Source organism: Massilia sp. S19_KUP03_FR1 (assembly GCF_036688685.1).
In the GTDB taxonomy this organism is placed as follows: domain Bacteria; phylum Pseudomonadota; class Gammaproteobacteria; order Burkholderiales; family Burkholderiaceae_D; genus JALYUM01.
In genome coordinates this window covers 22,172-39,861 of the sequence record NZ_JAQQPS010000003.1, presented here as the reverse complement: position 1 = coordinate 39,861, position 17,690 = coordinate 22,172, and the positions used below count along the sequence as shown (strand labels likewise).

The window sequence follows — 17,690 nt, the reverse complement described above, 5'->3', positions numbered from 1 at the left end:
CAATCGGGATAACATATCGCTCGATATTAGCGCAGATTTATATATTCCCGATATAAATCGGGAAGAAAAATCGTATTTGCCATACATATCGACGTTCATGCATAGTTATAATATTGGATTGCCCCATTGCCATTGCGGCGCGCACCCGCTGCGCACCTCCGCCGCGAACCAACAGGTCCTGCAGGCGCCAATGAGCCATCACCATCTACCTGAGGAATTTTCATGTCCAGCAACACCCCATTCGAAGCAGTTGACGTCATCCGCGCCCGCAAACCAGGTTTTTCACCGCGCATCGCCATGATTCTTGGCTCCGGCCTGGGCGTGCTGGCCGAACAGATGACCGACGCCATCTCGATCGCTTACGACCAGCTGCCGGGCTTCCCGATCAGCACCGTGCACGGCCACGCCGGCGAACTGGTGATCGGCTCGCTGGCCGGCGTGGACGTGGTGTGCATGAAGGGCCGTGGCCACTTTTATGAAGGCTACGGCACCGGCGTGATGACCTCGGCCGTGCGCACCATGAAGCTGCTCGGCTGCGAGATGCTGTTCGTGACCAACGCCGCCGGCTCCCTGCGCGCCGACGTCGACGCCGGCAGCCTGGTCGCGCTGACGGATCACATCAACTTCTTGCCGGGCACGCCGATGGTCGGCCCAAACGACGACCGTTTCGGCCCGCGCTTTTTCAGCATGGCCAATGCCTACGACTTCGATATCCGCGCCCTGGTGAAATCGACCGCGCAGGATCAGGGCATCACCCTGCACGAAGGCGTGTTCCTGAGCTGCCCGGGCCCGAACTTCGAGACCCCGGCCGAAATCCGCGCGTTCAAAACGCTGGGTGCGGACGTGGTCGGCATGTCGGTGGTGCCGGAAGTGATCGCCGCGCGCCATTGCGGCCTGAAAGTGACCGGCGTGTCCGTCATCACCAACCTGGCTGAGGGCATGTCGCCGTTCGCGCTGTCGCACGACCAGACCTTGAAGTACGCCGCGATTGGTGCGAAAGAGCTGGTCAAGCTGATCCTGGCCTTCCTCGAACGCGTGGCTGCCACGCCGCGCGCCGAATAAACCTATACCGTTTAGCGAGTTCATTCATGTCCCGTGCCTTCATCCTCCTGCTCGATTCGTTCGGGCTGGGCGCCACGCCAGATGCCGTCCAGTACGGCGACGTGGGCGCCAATACCTTCGGCCATATCGCCGCCTGGGCTGCCGAACAGGGCACGCCGATGCAGCTGCCCAACCTGGAGCGCCTGGGCCTGGCCGCGGCCGCTCAGCTGGCCAGCGGCGAGTGGGCCGCCGGTTTCCATCAGCGCGACGGTTTTGAAGGCGCGTATGGCGCCGCGCGCGAGCGCTCGACCGGCAAGGATACCCAAAGCGGCCACTGGGAAATCGCCGGCGTGCCGGTCACGTTCGACTGGGGTTACTTCCCGCGCACGGTGCCATCGTTCCCGGCTGAATTGACCGACGAACTGCAGCGCCAGACCGGCGTGGCGGGCTGGCTGGGCAACTGCCATGCATCCGGCACCGAGATCATCAACCTGTATGGCGACGAGCATGTCGCGACCGGCAAGGTAATCATTTACACGTCGGCCGATTCGGTCATGCAGATCGCCGCGCACGAAGAGCACTTCGGCCTGGAGCGGCTGTATGCAATCTGCGAAGCGGCCTACCAACTGGTGAAACCGTACAACATCGGCCGCGTGATCGCGCGGCCGTTCACGGGATCGAACGGCAATTATAAGCGCACCAGCAACCGCCACGATTACGCTGTGCCGCCGCCATCGAAAACGCTGCTCGACCATGTCAAGGACGAAGGCGGCGAAGTGATCGCGCTGGGTAAAATCAGCGATATCTTCGCCACCATGGGCGTCTCGCGCGTGGTCAAGGGCCCGGATAACATGGCGTTGTTCGACGCGCTCCTGAAGGTCGAGCAAGAAGCGGGCGACAAGTCGCTCACGTTCGTCAACTTCGTCGACTTCGACATGATGTTCGGCCACCGGCGTGACATTGCGGGCTATTCAAACGCGCTGCACGAAATCGACGCGCGCCTGCCGGAGTTCATGGCCAGGCTGAAACCGGGCGACCTGGTCGTCATCACGGCGGACCATGGCTGCGACCCGTCGTGGCCGGGTTCGGACCACACGCGCGAACATATCCCGATGATCTTCTTCGGCCCCGGCATCGCGCCGCGCGCGCTGCCGATCGCCGACACCTTCTCCGACATTGGCGCGACTTTGGCCAAGCACCTCGGCGTCTCACCCCTTTCCCACGGAACCGCGCAGTTATGAGCACTCCAGCAGCATTCAAACGCAATGAGGCAGTCGGCCTCGATCTCGGCTGGGTCAACCAGGTCAAGGTGAACCGCAACGCATCGGACCGCCGCGCTGCCAGCCTGGTGAACCGCCGTACCGTCAAAAAAGAGTATCAGGCTGCGTGGCTGGTGAAAGCCATCCAGTGCATCGACTTGACCACCCTCGGTGGCGACGACACCCCGGGCCGCGTCGAGCGCCTGTGCCGCAAAGCCATGCGCCCGCTGCGCACCGATTTGATGGAGGCACTCGGCCTCACCGAGCTGACCACCGGCGCCGTCTGCGTGTACCACGAGATGATCACGCCGGCAGTCGCCGTGCTGAACGGCCGTTTGCCGATCGCCGCCGTGTCGACCGCGTTCCCGGCGGGTCTGTCGAGTATGGAAACCAAGCTGCGCGAAATCGCATTGTCGGTCGCGGCCGGCGCCACCGAAATCGACATCGTCATCACGCGCCAGCACGTGTTGACGGGTAACTGGCAAGCGCTGTACGACGAAATGAAGGCGTATCGCGACGCCTGCGGCGACGCCCACGTCAAAGCCATCCTCGCCACTGGCGACCTGACCACGCTGGAAAACGTGGCCAAGGCGTCGTGGGTCTGCATGATGGCTGGTTCCGACTTCATCAAGACCTCGACCGGCAAGGAAGGCGTCAATGCCACCATACCCGTCGCGCTGACGATGGTGCGCACCATCCGCGAATACCACGAGCGTTACGGCTTCCAGATCGGCTTCAAGCCGGCCGGCGGCGTCAGCTCGGCCAAGGGCGCGCTGCAGTACCTGACCCTGATGAAAGAAGAACTGGGCAACGAGTGGCTCGAGCCGCACCTGTTCCGCATCGGTGCATCGAGCCTGCTGACCGACATCGAACGCCAGCTCGAACATTACGTTACCGGGAATTACTCGGCCAATCACCGTCACGCGCAACCTTAAAGCCCATTCAGATGCCTACTATTACCGAGATTTTGCAGAATATGGACTACGGCCCCGCAGCAGAGAGCACCAAAGAAGCGCAGGCGTGGCTGGAGCAGCACGGCCGCACCTTCGGCCTGTTCATCGACAACGCGTGGACCCCCGGCACCGAGACCTTCGCCTCCAATAATCCTGCCGATGGCCGTGAACTGGCGCAAGTCACGCAGGCTGGCGCCGACGATGTTGATCGCGCCGTGGCTGCCGCGCGCCGTGCGCAGCCGGGCTGGGTCGCTTTGGGTGGCCATGGCCGCGCACGCGTGCTGTACGCGCTGGCGCGCCTGCTGCAAAAGCATGCGCGCCTGTTCGCCGTCCTCGAAACGCTCGACAACGGCAAGACCATCCGCGAAACGCGTGACGCCGATCTGCCACTGGCCGCGCGCCATTTCTATCACCACGCCGGCTGGGCGCAGCTGCAGTCGGAAGAATTCGCCGACTACCGCGCCGTCGGTGTCGTCGGCCAGATCGTCCCCTGGAATTTCCCGCTGCTGATGCTGTCGTGGAAAATCGCGCCGGCACTCGCTGCCGGTAACACGGTCGTGTTCAAGCCGGCAGAGTTCACGTCGCTGACCGCGCTGCTGTTTGCCGAGATTTGCCAGCAGGCCGGCGTGCCGGCCGGTGTTGTGAATATCGTCACCGGCGACGGCCGCGTGGGCGAAGCCATCGTCAACCACCCTGGCATCGACAAGCTGGCGTTCACCGGTTCCACCGAAGTGGGCCGCCTGATTCGCAAGGCCAGCGCTGGCAGCGGTAAAAAACTGTCGCTGGAGCTGGGCGGTAAATCACCGTTCATCGTGTTTGAAGACGCCGACCTCGACGCCGCCGTCGAAGGCCTGGTCGACTCGATCTGGTTCAACCAGGGCCAGGTCTGCTGCGCGGGTTCGCGTTTACTTGTGCAGGAATCGATCGAAGAACGGTTTATTGCCAAGGTCAAGGCGCGCATGGAAAACCTGCGTGTCGGCTCGCCCCTGGACAAATCCATGGACTTGGGCGCACTGGTCGATCCCGTGCAGCAGCAGCGCATCCACGGCCTGGTCGAGTCGGCCCGTGCCGAAGGTTGCGAAGTGTGGCAGCCATCGTGCGCAATGCCGGACGAGGGTTCGTGGTATTTGCCGACCCTGATTTTGGGCGCGTCGACGTCGGCTGCCGTGGCGCAAGCCGAAATCTTCGGGCCGGTGCTGGTCGCCATGAGCTTCCGCACGCCGGCTGAGGCAGTCCAGCTGGCCAACAACACCGTCTACGGCCTGGCCGCATGCGTGTGGTCCGAGTCGATCAGCCTGGCGCTGGACGTGGCGCCGCAGCTCAAAGCCGGCGTCGTGTGGATCAACACCGCCAACCAGTTCGACGCAGCCTGCGGCTTTGGCGGCTACCGCGAATCCGGCTACGGCCGCGAAGGCGGCAAAGAAGGCATGTACGAGTACCTGACGCCGCTGTCGGAAGACGCGCGCCCGGCAGCACCGCTGGCGATCGAGAAGGGCGCCGTGAAGGCCGCCGACGCTGGATCGCCGTTTGCCATCGACCGCACCGCCAAGATGTACATCGGCGGCAAGCAGGCCCGCCCTGACGGCGCTTACAGCCGCGCCATCACGGGCGCGAACGGCGCCTTCCTGGCCGATGTCGGCGAAGGCAGCCGCAAGGATATCCGCAACGCCGTTGAAGCTGCACATAAAGCCAGCGGCTGGACCAAAGCCACCGCGCACAATCGGGCGCAGGTGCTGTACTACATCGCTGAAAACCTGGCGATCCGCGCCGACGAATTCGCCGCGCGCCTGGCCGCGATGACCGGCGCTAAAAACCCGGAGCGCGAAGTGCAGGCATCGATCGAACGCCTGTTCTACTACGCCGCCTGGGCCGACAAGTATGACGGCCAGGTACACCAGCCGCCAATGCACGGCATCACCGTGGCGCTCAATGAACCGGTTGGTGTGATCGGCATCGTGTGCCCGAACGAAGCTCCGCTGCTGGGCTTCATTTCGCTGGTTGCCCCTGCCATCGCGCTGGGCAACCGCGTGGTGGCTGTGCCGTCCGAAGCGTTCCCGCTGTCGGCAATCGATTTGTACCAGGTGCTCGATACGTCGGACTTGCCCGGCGGTGTGCTCAATATCGTCACCGGCAGCGCCGATGAACTGGCGCGCACGCTGGCCACGCACGGCGATATCGATGCGGTGTGGCGCCATGACGGTTCGGCCGCAGGTTGCGCGGAAGTCGAGCGCCTGTCGTCCGAGACGCTGAAACGCACGTGGGTGGGCGGTGGCAAGGGGCGCGACTGGTTCGATCCGAAGCAGGCTTGCGGGCGCGCGGTGTTGCGGCATGCGAGCCAGGTTAAAAACGTCTGGATTCCGTACGGCGTCTAAAGTAACCGTTACCCGTAAAACCGTCATCGCTCCCATTGGTCGCAACGACTCCCCGCGCAGGCGGGGACCCATAGCACCTGTGAGCAGACATTGCGTATGCGTTTGAAGGGTTATGGGTCCCCGCTTTCGCGGGGATGACGTTTTGAAGACAACTAATTAAATAACTGAGCAGGTACATCATGTTTTTACCCCAAGAAATCATCCGCAAAAAACGCGACGGCGGCGCCCTGAGCGCTGAAGAAATCCAGTTTTTTGTGCGCGGCATTACCGACAACAGCGTCACCGAAGGTCAGATCGCGGCGTTGGCGATGGCCGTCTACTTCAACGACATGAACATGGACGAACGCGTCGCCTTCACGCTGGCGATGCGCGATTCCGGCCAGGTCATGGAGTGGCGCTCGATGAACCTGCCCGGCCCGATCGTCGACAAGCACTCGACCGGCGGCGTCGGCGACGTGGTTTCGCTGATGCTCGGACCCATGATCGCAGCCTGCGGCGGCTTCGTGCCAATGATCTCCGGTCGCGGCCTCGGCCACACCGGCGGCACGCTCGACAAATTCGACGCCATTCCCGGCTACTGCACCGTGCCCGATCCGGAACTGTTCCGCACCGTCGTCAAGGACGTCGGCGTGGCCATCATCGGCCAGACCGCGCAACTGGCGCCGTCCGACAAGCGTTTCTACAGCATCCGCGACACCACGGCGACGGTCGAATCGGTGGCCATGATCACCGGTTCCATCCTGTCCAAGAAGCTCTCCGCCGGGCTCGATGCGCTGGTGATGGACGTGAAAGTGGGCAGCGGCGCCTTCATGCCGAGCTACGACAAGTCGGTCGAACTGGCGCAGAGCATCGTCGACGTCGGCAACGGCGCCGGCACCCACACGTCGGCCATTTTGACCGGCATGAACGAGTCGCTCGGTCCGGTGGCCGGCAACGGCCTGGAAGTGCGCCTGGCGATGGATTACCTGACCGGCAAAGCGCGCCCCGCGCGCCTGCACGAGGTAACAATGGCCTTGTGCGCCGAGATGCTGGTGCTGGGCAAACTGGCCGCCAATGAAACCGAGGCACGCGTCAAACTGCAGGCGGCGCTGGACTCCGGTGAAGCAGCCGAGCGGTTCAGCCGCATGGTCGCGGCCCTTGGTGGCCCTGCCGATCTGATCGAGCGTCCGGATACGCACCTGGAAGCCGCACCGATCATCGTGCCGGCGCTGGCCCTGGACGCCGGCTTTGTAGCGTCGGTCGATGCGCGCACACTGGGCCTGGCAGTGGTCAGCCTGGGTGGCGGCCGCCGTCGTCCGCAGGATGCGATCGACTTCGCGGTCGGTTTGACCGATCTGGTGGAACTGGGCGACGCGGTTGCCGTTGGTCAGCCGCTGGCGCTGGTCCACGCGCGCACGCAAGAGGGCGCCGAGCAGGCGGTGCGCGAAGTGCAGCAGGCGTATCGCATCGGCGCCATCAAGCCGGTTGCCGAACCGATGATCTACCGGACCATTCGTCCATAAGGAGCACGATGAATAACCAGGACAAACTGATCGCCGAGGCAGCTGCCGCGCGCGAGCTGGCCTACACGCCGTACTCGAAGTTCAAGGTGGGTGCGGCGCTCGAATGCAGGGACGGGCGTATTTTCCGCGGCTGTAACGTGGAGAACGCCTCTTACGGCTTGTGCAACTGCGCCGAACGCACGGCGTTTTTCAGCGCGATTGCGCATGGCTACAAGCCGGGCGATTTCGTCGGGCTGGCCGTGATCGGGCAGACCGATGGCCCGATTGCGCCGTGCGGTGCGTGCCGGCAGGTGATCATCGAGTTGGGTGGGAACGACTTGCCGGTCGTGCTGACCAATTTGAAGGGGGATATTTTTGAGACCACCGCGGCGCAGCAGTTACCGAATGCGTTTGCTGGCGGGGATTTGAACTGAGCTTGCGTGGCCACAGGTTCAAAAACCGTCACCCCGGCGAACGCCGGGGCCCATGCTGACTTGGATCCGTCCACGGCTCACATCTGCTGAAACAAATGTGTGTGATTCCGGCTCACCTCCAGCTCCTCCTTGTGCCCGCGCAGCCGCAGCATGTGCCGCCCGCGCAGATCCCGCGTCACCTCGACGATCGCATCGACCCGCACCAGCGTCGAGCGGTGGATGCGCCAGAATTCATCCGGATCGAGTTCGTCCGATAACTCCTTGAGCGTTTTGCGGATCAACAGCTCCGCGCTGGCGGTCTGCACCCGCGTGTACTTTTCATCCGATTGAAAAAACAGCACCTCGCGCGTGCTCACCATGCGCAGGTTGCCGCCCACCTGGGCCTGGATCCAGCGCAGGTAATTCGGCTTGCTTGGTACCGCTTGCTGCATTGCCTGCGCCAGTTGCGCCAGCTGCGCGCCGATATCCTGGGGCGGCCTGGCCAGGCGCGCGCGCAGGCGCTCGCAGCTGCGCTCAAGCCGTTCGGCGCTGACGGGTTTGAGCAGATAATCCATCGCACCCTGCTCGAATGCATCGAGCGCGTACTGGTCGTAGGCCGTCACGAACACGATATGGCAGCGGCTGTACAAATGGCGCGCCGCCGCAATGCCGCTCATGCCCGGCATGCGGATGTCGAGGAACACGATGTCGGGTTGGTGCTGCTGCGCCAGGGCGACGGCGTCGTTGCCGTTGGCCGCTTCCGCGACGATCTCCAGCGCCGGCCATACGGCCTGCAAACGCGCGCTCAACTGGTCGCGCATCGGGGTTTCATCGTCGGCTATCAAGGCCGTACACGTTTTCACCGTCACAGATCCTCCATCATCGAATACGGCAAGCGGATCGAGGCGCAGCAGCCGCCGGTGGCTGGCGTCTCCATCACCAGCTCGGCCGCACTGCCGTACAGCAGTTGAAGGCGTTCGCGGATATTCGCCAGGCCCACGCCGTCGGGTGCATGCAGCCTGATGCCGATGCCGTCGTCGCACACGTCCACCTGCAGCGTCGCGTCGAACACCTGGGCGCGCACGGTGATGGTGCCGCCGGCGATCTTCGGCTCCAGGCCGTGCTTGATGGCGTTTTCGATCAGGCTTTGCAGCATCATCGGCGGGAACGGCGCGCTTTCGAGGAACACCGGGACGATGAATTTCACCTGCAGGCGCTCCTTCATCCGTGCCTGCATGATGGCCAGATAGGCCTTTGCCATCTCGGCCTGCTTGCCGAGCGTGCCGCCGCCGCGCGCGCGCAGCTGGGGCAGGGTGGCGCGCAGGTAGTCGATCAGGTGGGCGTGCACGCGCGCAGCTTCGGGCGGGTCGGTCTCGATCAGCTGGCCGATCAGGGCCAGCGTATTGAACAGGAAGTGCGGTTCAACCTGGGCCTGCAAGGCAGCCATCTGGGCCTGCGCCAGCTGCTTTTCCAGGTTGGCGACATTGACTTTCACGCCGGCCTGGCGCGCTTCGACTTCGGCTTTGTGCTTGCCGCCGGCCAGCACCTTCACGCCGAACGAGATGAACACGAACCAAACGGCCGGCTCTGGCGTGTTGAAGGGGGCCATGGCGACGATGGCCAGTATCCAGATGATGCCCAGCTGCCGCCATTCGACCAGGGCCAGCCAGTCGACGAAGCGCCACCAGATAATCGACGCTTCGCGCAAGGCATCCCGGATGAAATCCAGGGTGCGGTTCAACTGGCTGGCGCGCATATCAGTCCTTGTAGTCCGTTGGGGTGTTGCGGTTGCGGCGCTTGCTGATGACCAGGCCGCCGACCACCAGCTTGACCAGCATGAACAGCACGAACAGCGTGAGCGCCAGCGGCACCAGCGAAATCGCAAACGCCATCAGCACGGCGGTGAGCAGCAGCGCCGGCCACGACATGGTCGCGATGGCGTTCGCCGCGTAGCGCACGGTGCGGCACAGGGCGTGCCAGACGTCGTCGAGCAGGCTTGACAGGGATTCGAGTGATTGGTTCATGGTGGACTCCAGTGGGGTGGCGATGACTTCACTGTAGTGATGCATGGTGCTCGATGCCAGCAGCGTGCGACGAACGGCGCGAAACAGGGGGCGAATGGGAAACCCGCGCGGATCTCAGCTGTGGTCATGGCGGCTTTTGCGTTACCACGTTGGCGACTGCTGGCACCTCGACTGCCGCCAGCACCATCCGCGTAATCAGCTGTTCCGCATCCTCGAAATCCTGCGCCGTCAGCTGCGTGCGGCCCAGCACCAGCGCCATCTGCGCGGCGAAGTCGGCATACGATTGGGTCATGGCCCAGATGGCGAACAGCAGGTGGGTGGCATTCACGGGGGCGATGCGGCCCTCGGCGATCCAGCGCTCGAAGGTGTCGATATCGCGCCGCAACAGCGGGACCACGCGTGCCTTGATCTGCTCGCCGTAGAACTGGGCGCCGCCAATGACTTCCATCGCGTACACGCGCGACGCCCACGGCTGTTCGCGCGAAAAGCGCAGCTTGGCGCCGATGTAGGCGCGCAGCAGGTCGCGTGGTGCGTGGCCGGGATCGTTCAGGCCGGCCATGCGCTCGAGCCAGTCGTCCAGCACGTCGTCCAGCACGCGCTCGTACAGCACCTGCTTGGTGGGGAAGTAGTACATCAGGTTTTGCTTGGAAAGCCCGGCATTCTCGGCAATGACCGCGACCGAGGCGCCTTCGAAGCCGCACTCGGCGAAGATGCGCACGGCCTCCAGGACGATGACCGCTTCAAGCCGGTCGCGGTTCTGCACCCTGCGTCTGCCGGCGCTGCTGATGATGGGTTCAGTCATCGATTGCCTTCAAAAACGCCAGTAGTGCCGGGGTGTCGGCGGCATACGCGACATTGAAACGGAACCACACCGACTCGGGTGGGCGCAGCATGAAGAACTCGCTGGGCGCAAGCAGGATGCCGGCTTTCAAAGCCAGGTCGGCGATGACGCGGCCGTTGCGTTGCACGGTCGGGGGGGCGCTCCATCCCGCGCTGACGAACATGCCGCCGCGCGGGCGCGCGATTGGCGTCATGCCCACCTGCGCCAGCCGTTCGATGGTGCGCTCGCGGCCCTGGTCGAGCTGCGCCACCAGTCGCTCTATCATGCGTTTATAGGGCCGCGCCGAGACCGCGTGAAACACCGCGCGTTCGTTGATTTCGGAGGTGGTCAGGCCGGCCAGCATCTTGATGCGCAGGAGTTCGGGAATCAGGGTGTTCGACGCGCAGATCGAGCCGACCCGCAGTACCGGCGAGAGCGTCTTCGAAAAGCTGCCGACGCGGATCACGCGGCGCAAGCCATCCATCGCCGCCAGCGAAGCGTCGCCGCGGCTGGCCAGCTCGCGGTAGATATCGTCTTCCACCAGCCAGAAATCGAACTGCTCGGCCACGCCCAGTAAGCGGTGCGCCTGCGCCTGCGACAGCGAGGTGCCGAGCGGGTTTTGCAGCACCGTGTTGACGAACATGAGTTTCGGGTGCGTCGCCGCGGCCTGGCGCATCAATGCGTCGAAATCGAGGCCGTGTTCACCGCGCGGGATGCCCACCGCGATGCAGCCGTGGTGGCGTATCAGCGACAGTAAATTGCTGTAGCCGGGGTCTTCCACCAGCACCGTGTCGCCCGGTTTGGTGAGCGTGCGCAGGATCAGATCGAAGGCGTGGGTGGCGCCGTGGGTCAGCAGCACCTGGTCCGGTTCGCACGCGAACAGCTCCTCGGACAAGGTGGCGGCAAGATGCTGGCGCAGCGTGGGAAAGCCGAGCGGGTGGCCGTAGCCGCGCAGCCGGCTGGCCGGAATTTTCATCGCGTGGCGCACGGCGTCGAGGATGGTCGTTTCGCCATACCACTCGGGCGGCAGCCAGCCGGCGCCGACCGGCAGCGCATCGGAGACGCCCGAGTACAAATCCGGGGCGAGGGCATCGATCGAGGTCGGGCCCGGCTGCAGCGCCGCTTGTGTTGGCGCAACGACATCGTTCCTCGTCACAAAAAAGCCGGAACCCCGGCGCGAGGACAGCAGTCCAAGATTGAGCAGGCGGTCGTAGGATTCGACCACCGTGAAGGTGCTGACACCATTACACTTTGCAAATTGGCGTACCGACGGCATCTTGGTGCCGACACGCAAGTCGCGTCCATTGACCAGCAGCGCGATGCTGGCCACGATCTGGTCGACCAGGCTGCCGCGTTTGCTGCGGTCGATGGTCAGTTGCGGCCATGCGAGGGCGTCGCCATCCACGTCGTGCGTTACCGCTTCCTTCATCCGCCCGCTCCTTCATGTAAAACTGTACAGATCGGGTTGCCAGTACGGTTGGTCGTATTTGCTGCCCGTGTATCTGTGCCCTTACTTGTCTGCTGACTATTATTGCATCATCATTTTGCCAACTGGTAAATTTTTTTGGCCATCGTAAAATTCCTGGAGAAACTGCATGAACCAGTCCCGACCCGCCTCCATGGCTTCATTCTGGATGCCCTTTACGAACAACCGCGACTTCAAGGCCAACCCGCGCCTGCTGGTCTCGGCCGAAGGCATGTACTACAAGGATGTCGATGGCAATGCCATCCTCGACGGCGCCGCCGGCCTGTGGTGCGTTCCGTGCGGCCATAACCAGCCACGCATCGTGGCTGCCATCCGCGAGATGGTCGGCCAGCTCGATTTCGCGCCCACCTTCCAGATGGGCCACCCGGCCGCGTTCGACCTGGCCGAACGTTTGATGACGTACACGAACCATAAGTTCGGCCATGTGTTCTATACGAACTCCGGCTCGGAAGCGGTGGACACGGCGCTCAAGATGGCGCTGTCTTATCACCGCATGCGCGGCGAAGGCAGCCGCACGCGTCTGATCGGGCGCGAGCGTGGCTACCACGGCGTGGGTTTTGGTGGCCTGTCGGTCGGTGGCATCGGCCCCAACCGCAAACAGTTCGGCCCGCTGCTGCCAGGCGTCGACCACCTGCCGCACACCCACAACCTCGAACGCAACGCCTACACGCGCGGCGAACCGGAACACGGCATGAACCTGGCCGACGAACTCGAACGCATCGTCGCGCTGCACGATGCGTCGACCATTGCCGCCGTCATCGTCGAGCCGGTGGCCGGCTCCACCGGCGTGCTGATCCCGCCCAAGGGCTACCTGAAGCGCCTGCGCGAACTGTGCACCAAGCACGGCATCCTGCTCATTTTCGACGAAGTCATCACCGGCTTCGGGCGCCTCACCACGCCGTTTGCCGCCGACTATTTCGAGGTCGAGCCGGACCTGATGACGACCGCCAAGGGCCTCACCAACGGCATGGTCCCGATGGGCGCCGTGTTCTCCAAGGCCTTCATCCACGACACCTTCATGGACGCCCCGTCCGGCATCGAGCTATTCCACGGCTACACCTATTCCGGCCATCCGCTCGCGTGCGCAGCGGCGCTGGCCACGCTGGACGTGTTTGCGGAACAGGACATCCTGGCGCATGCTGCCTCCATGCAGCAGTATTGGGAAGACGCGGTGCACTCGCTCAAAGGCCTGCCGCACGTGATCGACATCCGCACCATCGGCCTGATCGCCGGCATTGAGCTGGCGCCCATCGCTGGCAAGCCTGGCTTGCGCGCCTTCACCGCGTTCAAGAAGGCGTTTGCCGATGGCGTGCTGATCCGCACCACCGGCGACATCATCGCGCTGTCGCCGCCGCTGGTGCTGGAAAAAGCGCATATCGACGAATTGTTCGGCAAGCTCGCCACTGTCCTTCACAACCTGGATTGAAACTATGGAAACCATCAGCCATTTCATCGACGGCGCTGTCGTCGCCAGTACCAGCGGCCGCGTTGCCGATGTCTTCAATCCGGCCGTGGGCGAACCTTGTGCGCAGGTCGCGCTGGGCACCAGCGAAGAAGTGAATGCCGCCGTCGCCGCCGCGCTGGCCGCGTTCCCGGCCTGGTCGAACACCCCGCCGCTGGCGCGCGCGCGCGTGCTCTTCAAATACCTGCAGCTGTGCCAGGAGCACACCGATGCGTTTGCGGCCATGCTCACGCGCGAACACGGCAAGACCTTCAGCGATGCCCAGGGCGAAGTGGCACGCGGCATTGAAGTGGTTGAATTTGCGGTCGGCATTCCGCACCTGCTCAAGGGCGAATTCACCGACCAGATCGCGCGCGGCATCGACGCCTGGTCGATGCGCCAGCCGCTCGGCGTCGTGGCCGGCATCACGCCATTCAATTTTCCCGTGATGGTGCCGATGTGGATGTTCCCGGTCGCGCTCGCATGCGGCAACACCTTCATCCTGAAACCGTCCGAGCGGGATCCGTCGGCCTCGCTGCTGCACGCCAAATTGCTCAAGCAGGCCGGTTTGCCGGACGGCGTCTTCAACGTCATCCAGGGCGACAAAATCACCGTCGACGCGTTGCTGGACAACCCGGATGTGCAGGCGATCAGCTTTGTCGGCTCGACCCCGATTGCCGAATACATCTACGCGCGCGGCAGCGCTGCCGGCAAGCGCGTGCAGGCGCTGGGCGGCGCCAAGAACCACATGGTGGTCATGCCGGATGCCGACATGGAGATGGCGGTCGATGCCTTGATGGGTGCGGCGTTCGGTTCGGCGGGGGAGCGCTGCATGGCCATCTCGGTGGTGGTGGCGATTGGCGACGCCGGCGACAAGCTGGCCACCGCACTGAAAAGTCGCACCGCTGCACTGAAGGTGGACGACGGCATGGCTGCTGGTGCGGAAATGGGGCCGGTCGTTTCCTCGGCCGCGAAGCAGCGCATCGAAAGGCTGATCGGCGAGGGTGTCGAGGCGGGCGCCGAGTTGCTGGTCGATGGCCGCAATTTCAAGGTGGCCGGGCGCGAAAACGGCTTCTTTGTCGGCGGCACGCTGTTCGACCAGGTGCTGCCATCGATGAGCATCTACAAGGAAGAGATCTTCGGGCCGGTACTGTGCATGGTGCGCTTGCCGGACGTGGGTTCGGCTCTGGAACTGATCAACGCGAATGAATATGGCAATGGCGTGGCGATTTACACCCGTGACGGCGGCGTTGCGCGCGAATTCGTGCGGCTGGTGCAGGTGGGGATGGTGGGGGTGAATGTGCCGCTGCCGGTGCCGATGGCGTTCAACAGTTTTGGCGGATGGAAGAAGAGTTTGTTCGGCGACCATCACGCGTACGGGCCGGAAGGGATCCGGTTTTATACGCGCCACAAGGCGGTGATGCAGCGCTGGCCAAATACAGCAAGCGCTGGCGCGGAATTTGCATTCCCACAGATGAAGTAAGCAGAACCTCCCGAATTGTCATTTCATCGTTTCACTTGAGACCGTCATTCCCGCGCAGGCGGGAACCTATAGCACCTTCGCTTGGTGTCGTCGCTGATCATAAGTGGTATGGGTCCCGGCCTTCGCCGGGATGACGGTTTTTGGTGCGGTGGTGATAGATGCGGCGCCATATAATTAGATAGGATCAAGATGATCGAGTCACTCAAGCACCTGCCACCTTCGACCAGCGCCAGCGAAGCGCTGGCGCGGCAGTTCACCGACCTGGCGCCGGCGCTCACCAGCCGCCAGGCCGCCATCGAAGCGGCGCGCTGCCTGTATTGTTACGACGCGCCCTGCATGCACGCCTGCCCGACCGGCATCGACGTCGCCAGCTTCATCCGCAATATCCACGACGGCAACCTCAACGGCGCCGCCCACAACATCCTCAAACAGAATATTTTTGGCGGCGCCTGTTCACGCGTCTGCCCGACCGAAATCCTGTGCGAAGATGCCTGCGTGCGCAACCACATGGAGGAACACCAGCCCGTCAAAATCGGCCTGCTGCAGCGCCACGCCATCGATCACGCCACCTTCAATCAGCATCCGTTCGAACGCGCACCCGCTACCGGCAAAACCATCGCGGTGGTCGGCGCGGGTCCGGCCGGCCTGTCCTGTGCGCACCGCCTGGCCATGCTGGGCAACGACGTTATCGTGTTTGAAGCGAACGCCAAGGCCGGTGGCCTGAACGAATACGGCATCGCCAAATACAAGCTGCCGGGCGATGTCGCGCAGGAAGAGGTGGCGTTCCTGCTGGAGATCGGCGGCATTGAAGTACGCACCGGCTATGCCCTGGGCGTCAACCTGCACCTGCAGGATTTGCATGTCCGGTATGACGCGGTGTTTCTCGGCATTGGCCTGACTGCCAGCCGCCAGCTCGGCCTCACCGGCGAACACGCACCGGGCCTGATGTCCGCCATCGACTACATCGCCACGCTGCGCCAGGCGCAGGACCTGGCTTGCCTGCCGGTCCCGCGCCGCGCCATCGTCATTGGCGCCGGTAATACCGCCATCGACATGGCGGTGCAGATCAAGCACATGGGCGCTGAAGACGTCACGCTGGTGTACCGGCGCGGACTCGACGCGATGAGCGCCACCCACCACGAGATCGCTATCGCCAAAGCCAATTTCGTGCGCATCCGCACCTGGGCCGCGCCGCTCGAGGTGTTGTTGACCGACACCGGCCGCGTGATGGGCATGCGCTTCGAAGAGACGGCGCTCAAAGGGACGCGCCTGGCCGGTACCGGCGCGACCATCGACATCGCCGCCGATGCCGTTTTCAAGGCCATCGGCCAGAGCATGGAAGCGGTCAGCCTGTCCGACGACCTGGCCGGCGCCATCGCGCGCCAGGGCGACAAGATCGCCGTCGACGACCATTTCCGCACCAGCGTGGCAGGCATTTACGCGGGCGGCGATTGCGTGGCACCGGGCCAGGACCTGACGGTGCAGGCGGTCCAGCACGGCAAACTGGCCGCACACGCCATCCATCAAGATATCCAATTCAAAACGGGGGCAGCATGGCCGACCTGAGCATCAACTTTTGCGGCATCAAGTCGCCCAATCCCTTCTGGCTGGCGTCCGCGCCGCCCACCGACAAGGCCTACAACGTCGTGCGCGCCTTCGAAGCCGGGTGGGGCGGCGTGGTGTGGAAAACGCTGGGCGAAGACCCGGCCGCGGTGAATGTGTCCTCGCGCTACTCGGCCCACTACGGCAAGAACCGCGAAGTGATCGGCTTTAATAACATCGAGCTGATTACCGACCGCAGCCTGGACATCAACCTGCGCGAAATCACCCAGGTGAAAAAGGACTGGCCCGACCGCGCCATGATCGTCTCGCTGATGCTGCCCTGCGAAGAAGCGCTGTGGGCGGCGATTTTGCCGCAAGTGGAAGCCACCGGCGCCGACGGCATCGAGCTCAATTTCGGCTGCCCGCACGGCATGCCGGAACGCGGCATGGGCGCGGCGGTGGGCCAGGTGCCGGAATACGTGCAAATGGTGACCGCCTGGTGCAAGAAGCATACGCGCCTGCCCGTCATCGTGAAACTCACACCCAACATTACCGACGTGCGCGCACCGGCGCGGGCGGCACTGGCCGGCGGGGCGGACGCGGTCTCGCTGATCAACACCATCAACTCGATCACCCACCTCGACCTCGACCGCATGATCGCGTTTCCGATCGTCGGCAACGCCAGCACCCACGGCGGCTATTGCGGTTCGGCCGTCAAGCCGATCGCGCTGAACATGGTGGCCGAGATTGCGCGCGACCCGCTCACGCGCGGCCTGCCGATTTCCGGCATCGGCGGCATTGGCAACTGGCGCGATGCGGCTGAATTCATCGCGCTCGGCGCGGGCTCGGTGCAGGTCTGCACGGCCGCCATGCTGCATGGCTTTCGCATCGTCGAAGAGATGAAGGATGGCCTGTCGCGCTGGATGGACGAGAAGGGCTACGCCAACATCGCCGCGTTTTCTGGTAAGGCGGTGCCGAATACCACCGACTGGAAATACCTGGACATGAACTACCAGGTCATTGCCCACATCGACCAGGAGAAGTGCATCAAGTGCGGCAAGTGCTACGTGGCGTGCGAAGACACGTCGCACCAGTCGATTGCCCAGCTGATCGGCGAAGCGGGGGTGCGCACCTACGAGGTGATCGATGCAGAGTGCGTGGGGTGTAATCTGTGTGAAATCACCTGTCCGGTGGAGGCGTGCATCACCATGGTGCCGCAGCAGACCGGCAAGCCGTTCATGAACTGGACGCAGGACCGGCGCAATCCGCATGCGGTGCTGGAAGAGAAGCTGGCGGGGTGACCGCAATGCTTGCTTCCCTGTTACTCTCATATCCGTTAAATGTGTCGATTTTTTCCAGTGTCATAGTACGTCCC

At 63.7% G+C, this 17,690-nt stretch carries 15 protein-coding genes; 10 read left to right on the top strand and 5 right to left on the bottom strand.

Annotated features, from left to right (window positions below):
• Nucleotides 1-222 precede the first annotated feature (222 nt).
• The 6 genes from xapA to V6M87_RS03500 all read left to right on the top strand — a co-directional run bounded on the left by xapA (nucleotide 223) and on the right by V6M87_RS03500 (nucleotide 7,540).
• A complete protein-coding gene (gene xapA / locus V6M87_RS03525; protein ID WP_332848355.1) occupies nucleotides 223-1,062 on the top strand; it encodes a xanthosine phosphorylase in 840 nt (279 codons plus the stop codon).
• A 26-nt stretch (nucleotides 1,063-1,088) separates the two neighbouring features.
• Nucleotides 1,089-2,282: a phosphopentomutase gene (locus V6M87_RS03520; RefSeq protein WP_332848354.1), complete on the top strand. Its 1,194-nt coding sequence runs from the start codon at nucleotides 1,089-1,091 to the stop codon at nucleotides 2,280-2,282.
• Nucleotides 2,279-3,235, top strand: coding sequence for a deoxyribose-phosphate aldolase (deoC, locus tag V6M87_RS03515; protein WP_332848353.1), 957 nt, complete (start codon nucleotides 2,279-2,281; stop codon nucleotides 3,233-3,235). Before V6M87_RS03520 ends, deoC begins: the two co-directional genes overlap by 4 nt.
• A gap of 11 nt (nucleotides 3,236-3,246) precedes the next feature.
• A complete protein-coding gene (locus V6M87_RS03510; RefSeq protein ID WP_442920547.1) occupies nucleotides 3,247-5,625 on the top strand; it encodes an aldehyde dehydrogenase family protein in 2,379 nt (792 codons plus the stop codon).
• 179 nt (nucleotides 5,626-5,804) lie between these two features.
• On the top strand, nucleotides 5,805-7,127 hold the full coding sequence (gene deoA / locus V6M87_RS03505; RefSeq protein WP_332848352.1) for a thymidine phosphorylase: 1,323 nt from the start codon (nucleotides 5,805-5,807) through the stop codon (nucleotides 7,125-7,127).
• Between the two features lie 8 nt (nucleotides 7,128-7,135).
• The gene (locus tag V6M87_RS03500) at nucleotides 7,136-7,540 is read left to right on the top strand and encodes a cytidine deaminase (protein ID WP_332848351.1); all 405 of its coding nucleotides are present in this window, start codon (nucleotides 7,136-7,138) and stop codon (nucleotides 7,538-7,540) included.
• Between the two features lie 77 nt (nucleotides 7,541-7,617).
• On the opposite strand, the gene V6M87_RS03495 is transcribed toward V6M87_RS03500, so the two are convergent.
• From V6M87_RS03495 to V6M87_RS03475, 5 genes are all read right to left on the bottom strand, one after another.
• Nucleotides 7,618-8,382, bottom strand: coding sequence for a LytR/AlgR family response regulator transcription factor (locus V6M87_RS03495; RefSeq protein ID WP_332848350.1), 765 nt, complete (start codon nucleotides 8,380-8,382; stop codon nucleotides 7,618-7,620).
• A 2-nt stretch (nucleotides 8,383-8,384) separates the two neighbouring features.
• A complete protein-coding gene (locus tag V6M87_RS03490) occupies nucleotides 8,385-9,275 on the bottom strand; it encodes a sensor histidine kinase (protein ID WP_332848349.1) in 891 nt (296 codons plus the stop codon).
• 1 nt (nucleotide 9,276) lies between these two features.
• Entirely contained in the window at nucleotides 9,277-9,543 is a 267-nt protein-coding gene (locus V6M87_RS03485) for a hypothetical protein (RefSeq protein ID WP_332848348.1), read from the bottom strand.
• Nucleotides 9,544-9,667: 124 nt separating this feature from the next.
• Nucleotides 9,668-10,345 (bottom strand): TetR/AcrR family transcriptional regulator, encoded by a 678-nt coding sequence (locus V6M87_RS03480; RefSeq protein ID WP_332848347.1) that lies wholly within the window; start codon nucleotides 10,343-10,345, stop codon nucleotides 9,668-9,670.
• Nucleotides 10,338-11,792 carry an aminotransferase-like domain-containing protein gene (locus tag V6M87_RS03475; protein WP_332848346.1) on the bottom strand — a complete coding sequence of 485 codons (1,455 nt, stop codon included), beginning with the start codon at nucleotides 11,790-11,792 and terminating at the stop codon, nucleotides 10,338-10,340. The genes V6M87_RS03480 and V6M87_RS03475 overlap by 8 nt, the downstream gene beginning before the upstream one ends.
• 166 nt (nucleotides 11,793-11,958) lie before the next feature.
• Between V6M87_RS03475 and V6M87_RS03470 the strand changes: the two genes are divergently transcribed.
• From V6M87_RS03470 to preA, 4 genes are all read left to right on the top strand, one after another.
• A complete protein-coding gene (locus V6M87_RS03470) occupies nucleotides 11,959-13,275 on the top strand; it encodes an aspartate aminotransferase family protein (RefSeq protein ID WP_332848345.1) in 1,317 nt (438 codons plus the stop codon).
• A 4-nt stretch (nucleotides 13,276-13,279) separates the two neighbouring features.
• Nucleotides 13,280-14,773 carry a CoA-acylating methylmalonate-semialdehyde dehydrogenase gene (locus V6M87_RS03465; protein ID WP_332848344.1) on the top strand — a complete coding sequence of 498 codons (1,494 nt, stop codon included), beginning with the start codon at nucleotides 13,280-13,282 and terminating at the stop codon, nucleotides 14,771-14,773.
• A 189-nt stretch (nucleotides 14,774-14,962) separates the two neighbouring features.
• Entirely contained in the window at nucleotides 14,963-16,339 is a 1,377-nt protein-coding gene (locus V6M87_RS03460; protein ID WP_332848343.1) for an NAD(P)-dependent oxidoreductase, read from the top strand.
• Complete coding sequence (preA, locus tag V6M87_RS03455) at nucleotides 16,327-17,616, top strand: NAD-dependent dihydropyrimidine dehydrogenase subunit PreA (protein ID WP_332848342.1); 1,290 nt, start codon at nucleotides 16,327-16,329, stop codon at nucleotides 17,614-17,616. The genes V6M87_RS03460 and preA overlap by 13 nt, the downstream gene beginning before the upstream one ends.
• Nucleotides 17,617-17,690 lie beyond the last annotated feature (74 nt).

Coding starts and splice junctions, on each gene's coding strand:
- xapA (WP_332848355.1), top strand. CDS start 223: ATGTCCAGCAACACCCCATTCGAAGCAGTTGACGTCATCCGCGCCCGC.
- V6M87_RS03520 (WP_332848354.1), top strand. CDS start 1,089: ATGTCCCGTGCCTTCATCCTCCTGCTCGATTCGTTCGGGCTGGGCGCC.
- deoC (WP_332848353.1), top strand. CDS start 2,279: ATGAGCACTCCAGCAGCATTCAAACGCAATGAGGCAGTCGGCCTCGAT.
- V6M87_RS03510 (WP_442920547.1), top strand. CDS start 3,247: ATGCCTACTATTACCGAGATTTTGCAGAATATGGACTACGGCCCCGCA.
- deoA (WP_332848352.1), top strand. CDS start 5,805: ATGTTTTTACCCCAAGAAATCATCCGCAAAAAACGCGACGGCGGCGCC.
- V6M87_RS03500 (WP_332848351.1), top strand. CDS start 7,136: ATGAATAACCAGGACAAACTGATCGCCGAGGCAGCTGCCGCGCGCGAG.
- V6M87_RS03490 (WP_332848349.1), bottom strand. CDS start 9,275: ATGCGCGCCAGCCAGTTGAACCGCACCCTGGATTTCATCCGGGATGCC.
- V6M87_RS03485 (WP_332848348.1), bottom strand. CDS start 9,543: ATGAACCAATCACTCGAATCCCTGTCAAGCCTGCTCGACGACGTCTGG.
- V6M87_RS03480 (WP_332848347.1), bottom strand. CDS start 10,345: ATGACTGAACCCATCATCAGCAGCGCCGGCAGACGCAGGGTGCAGAAC.
- V6M87_RS03475 (WP_332848346.1), bottom strand. CDS start 11,792: ATGAAGGAAGCGGTAACGCACGACGTGGATGGCGACGCCCTCGCATGG.
- V6M87_RS03470 (WP_332848345.1), top strand. CDS start 11,959: ATGAACCAGTCCCGACCCGCCTCCATGGCTTCATTCTGGATGCCCTTT.
- V6M87_RS03465 (WP_332848344.1), top strand. CDS start 13,280: ATGGAAACCATCAGCCATTTCATCGACGGCGCTGTCGTCGCCAGTACC.
- V6M87_RS03460 (WP_332848343.1), top strand. CDS start 14,963: ATGATCGAGTCACTCAAGCACCTGCCACCTTCGACCAGCGCCAGCGAA.
- preA (WP_332848342.1), top strand. CDS start 16,327: ATGGCCGACCTGAGCATCAACTTTTGCGGCATCAAGTCGCCCAATCCC.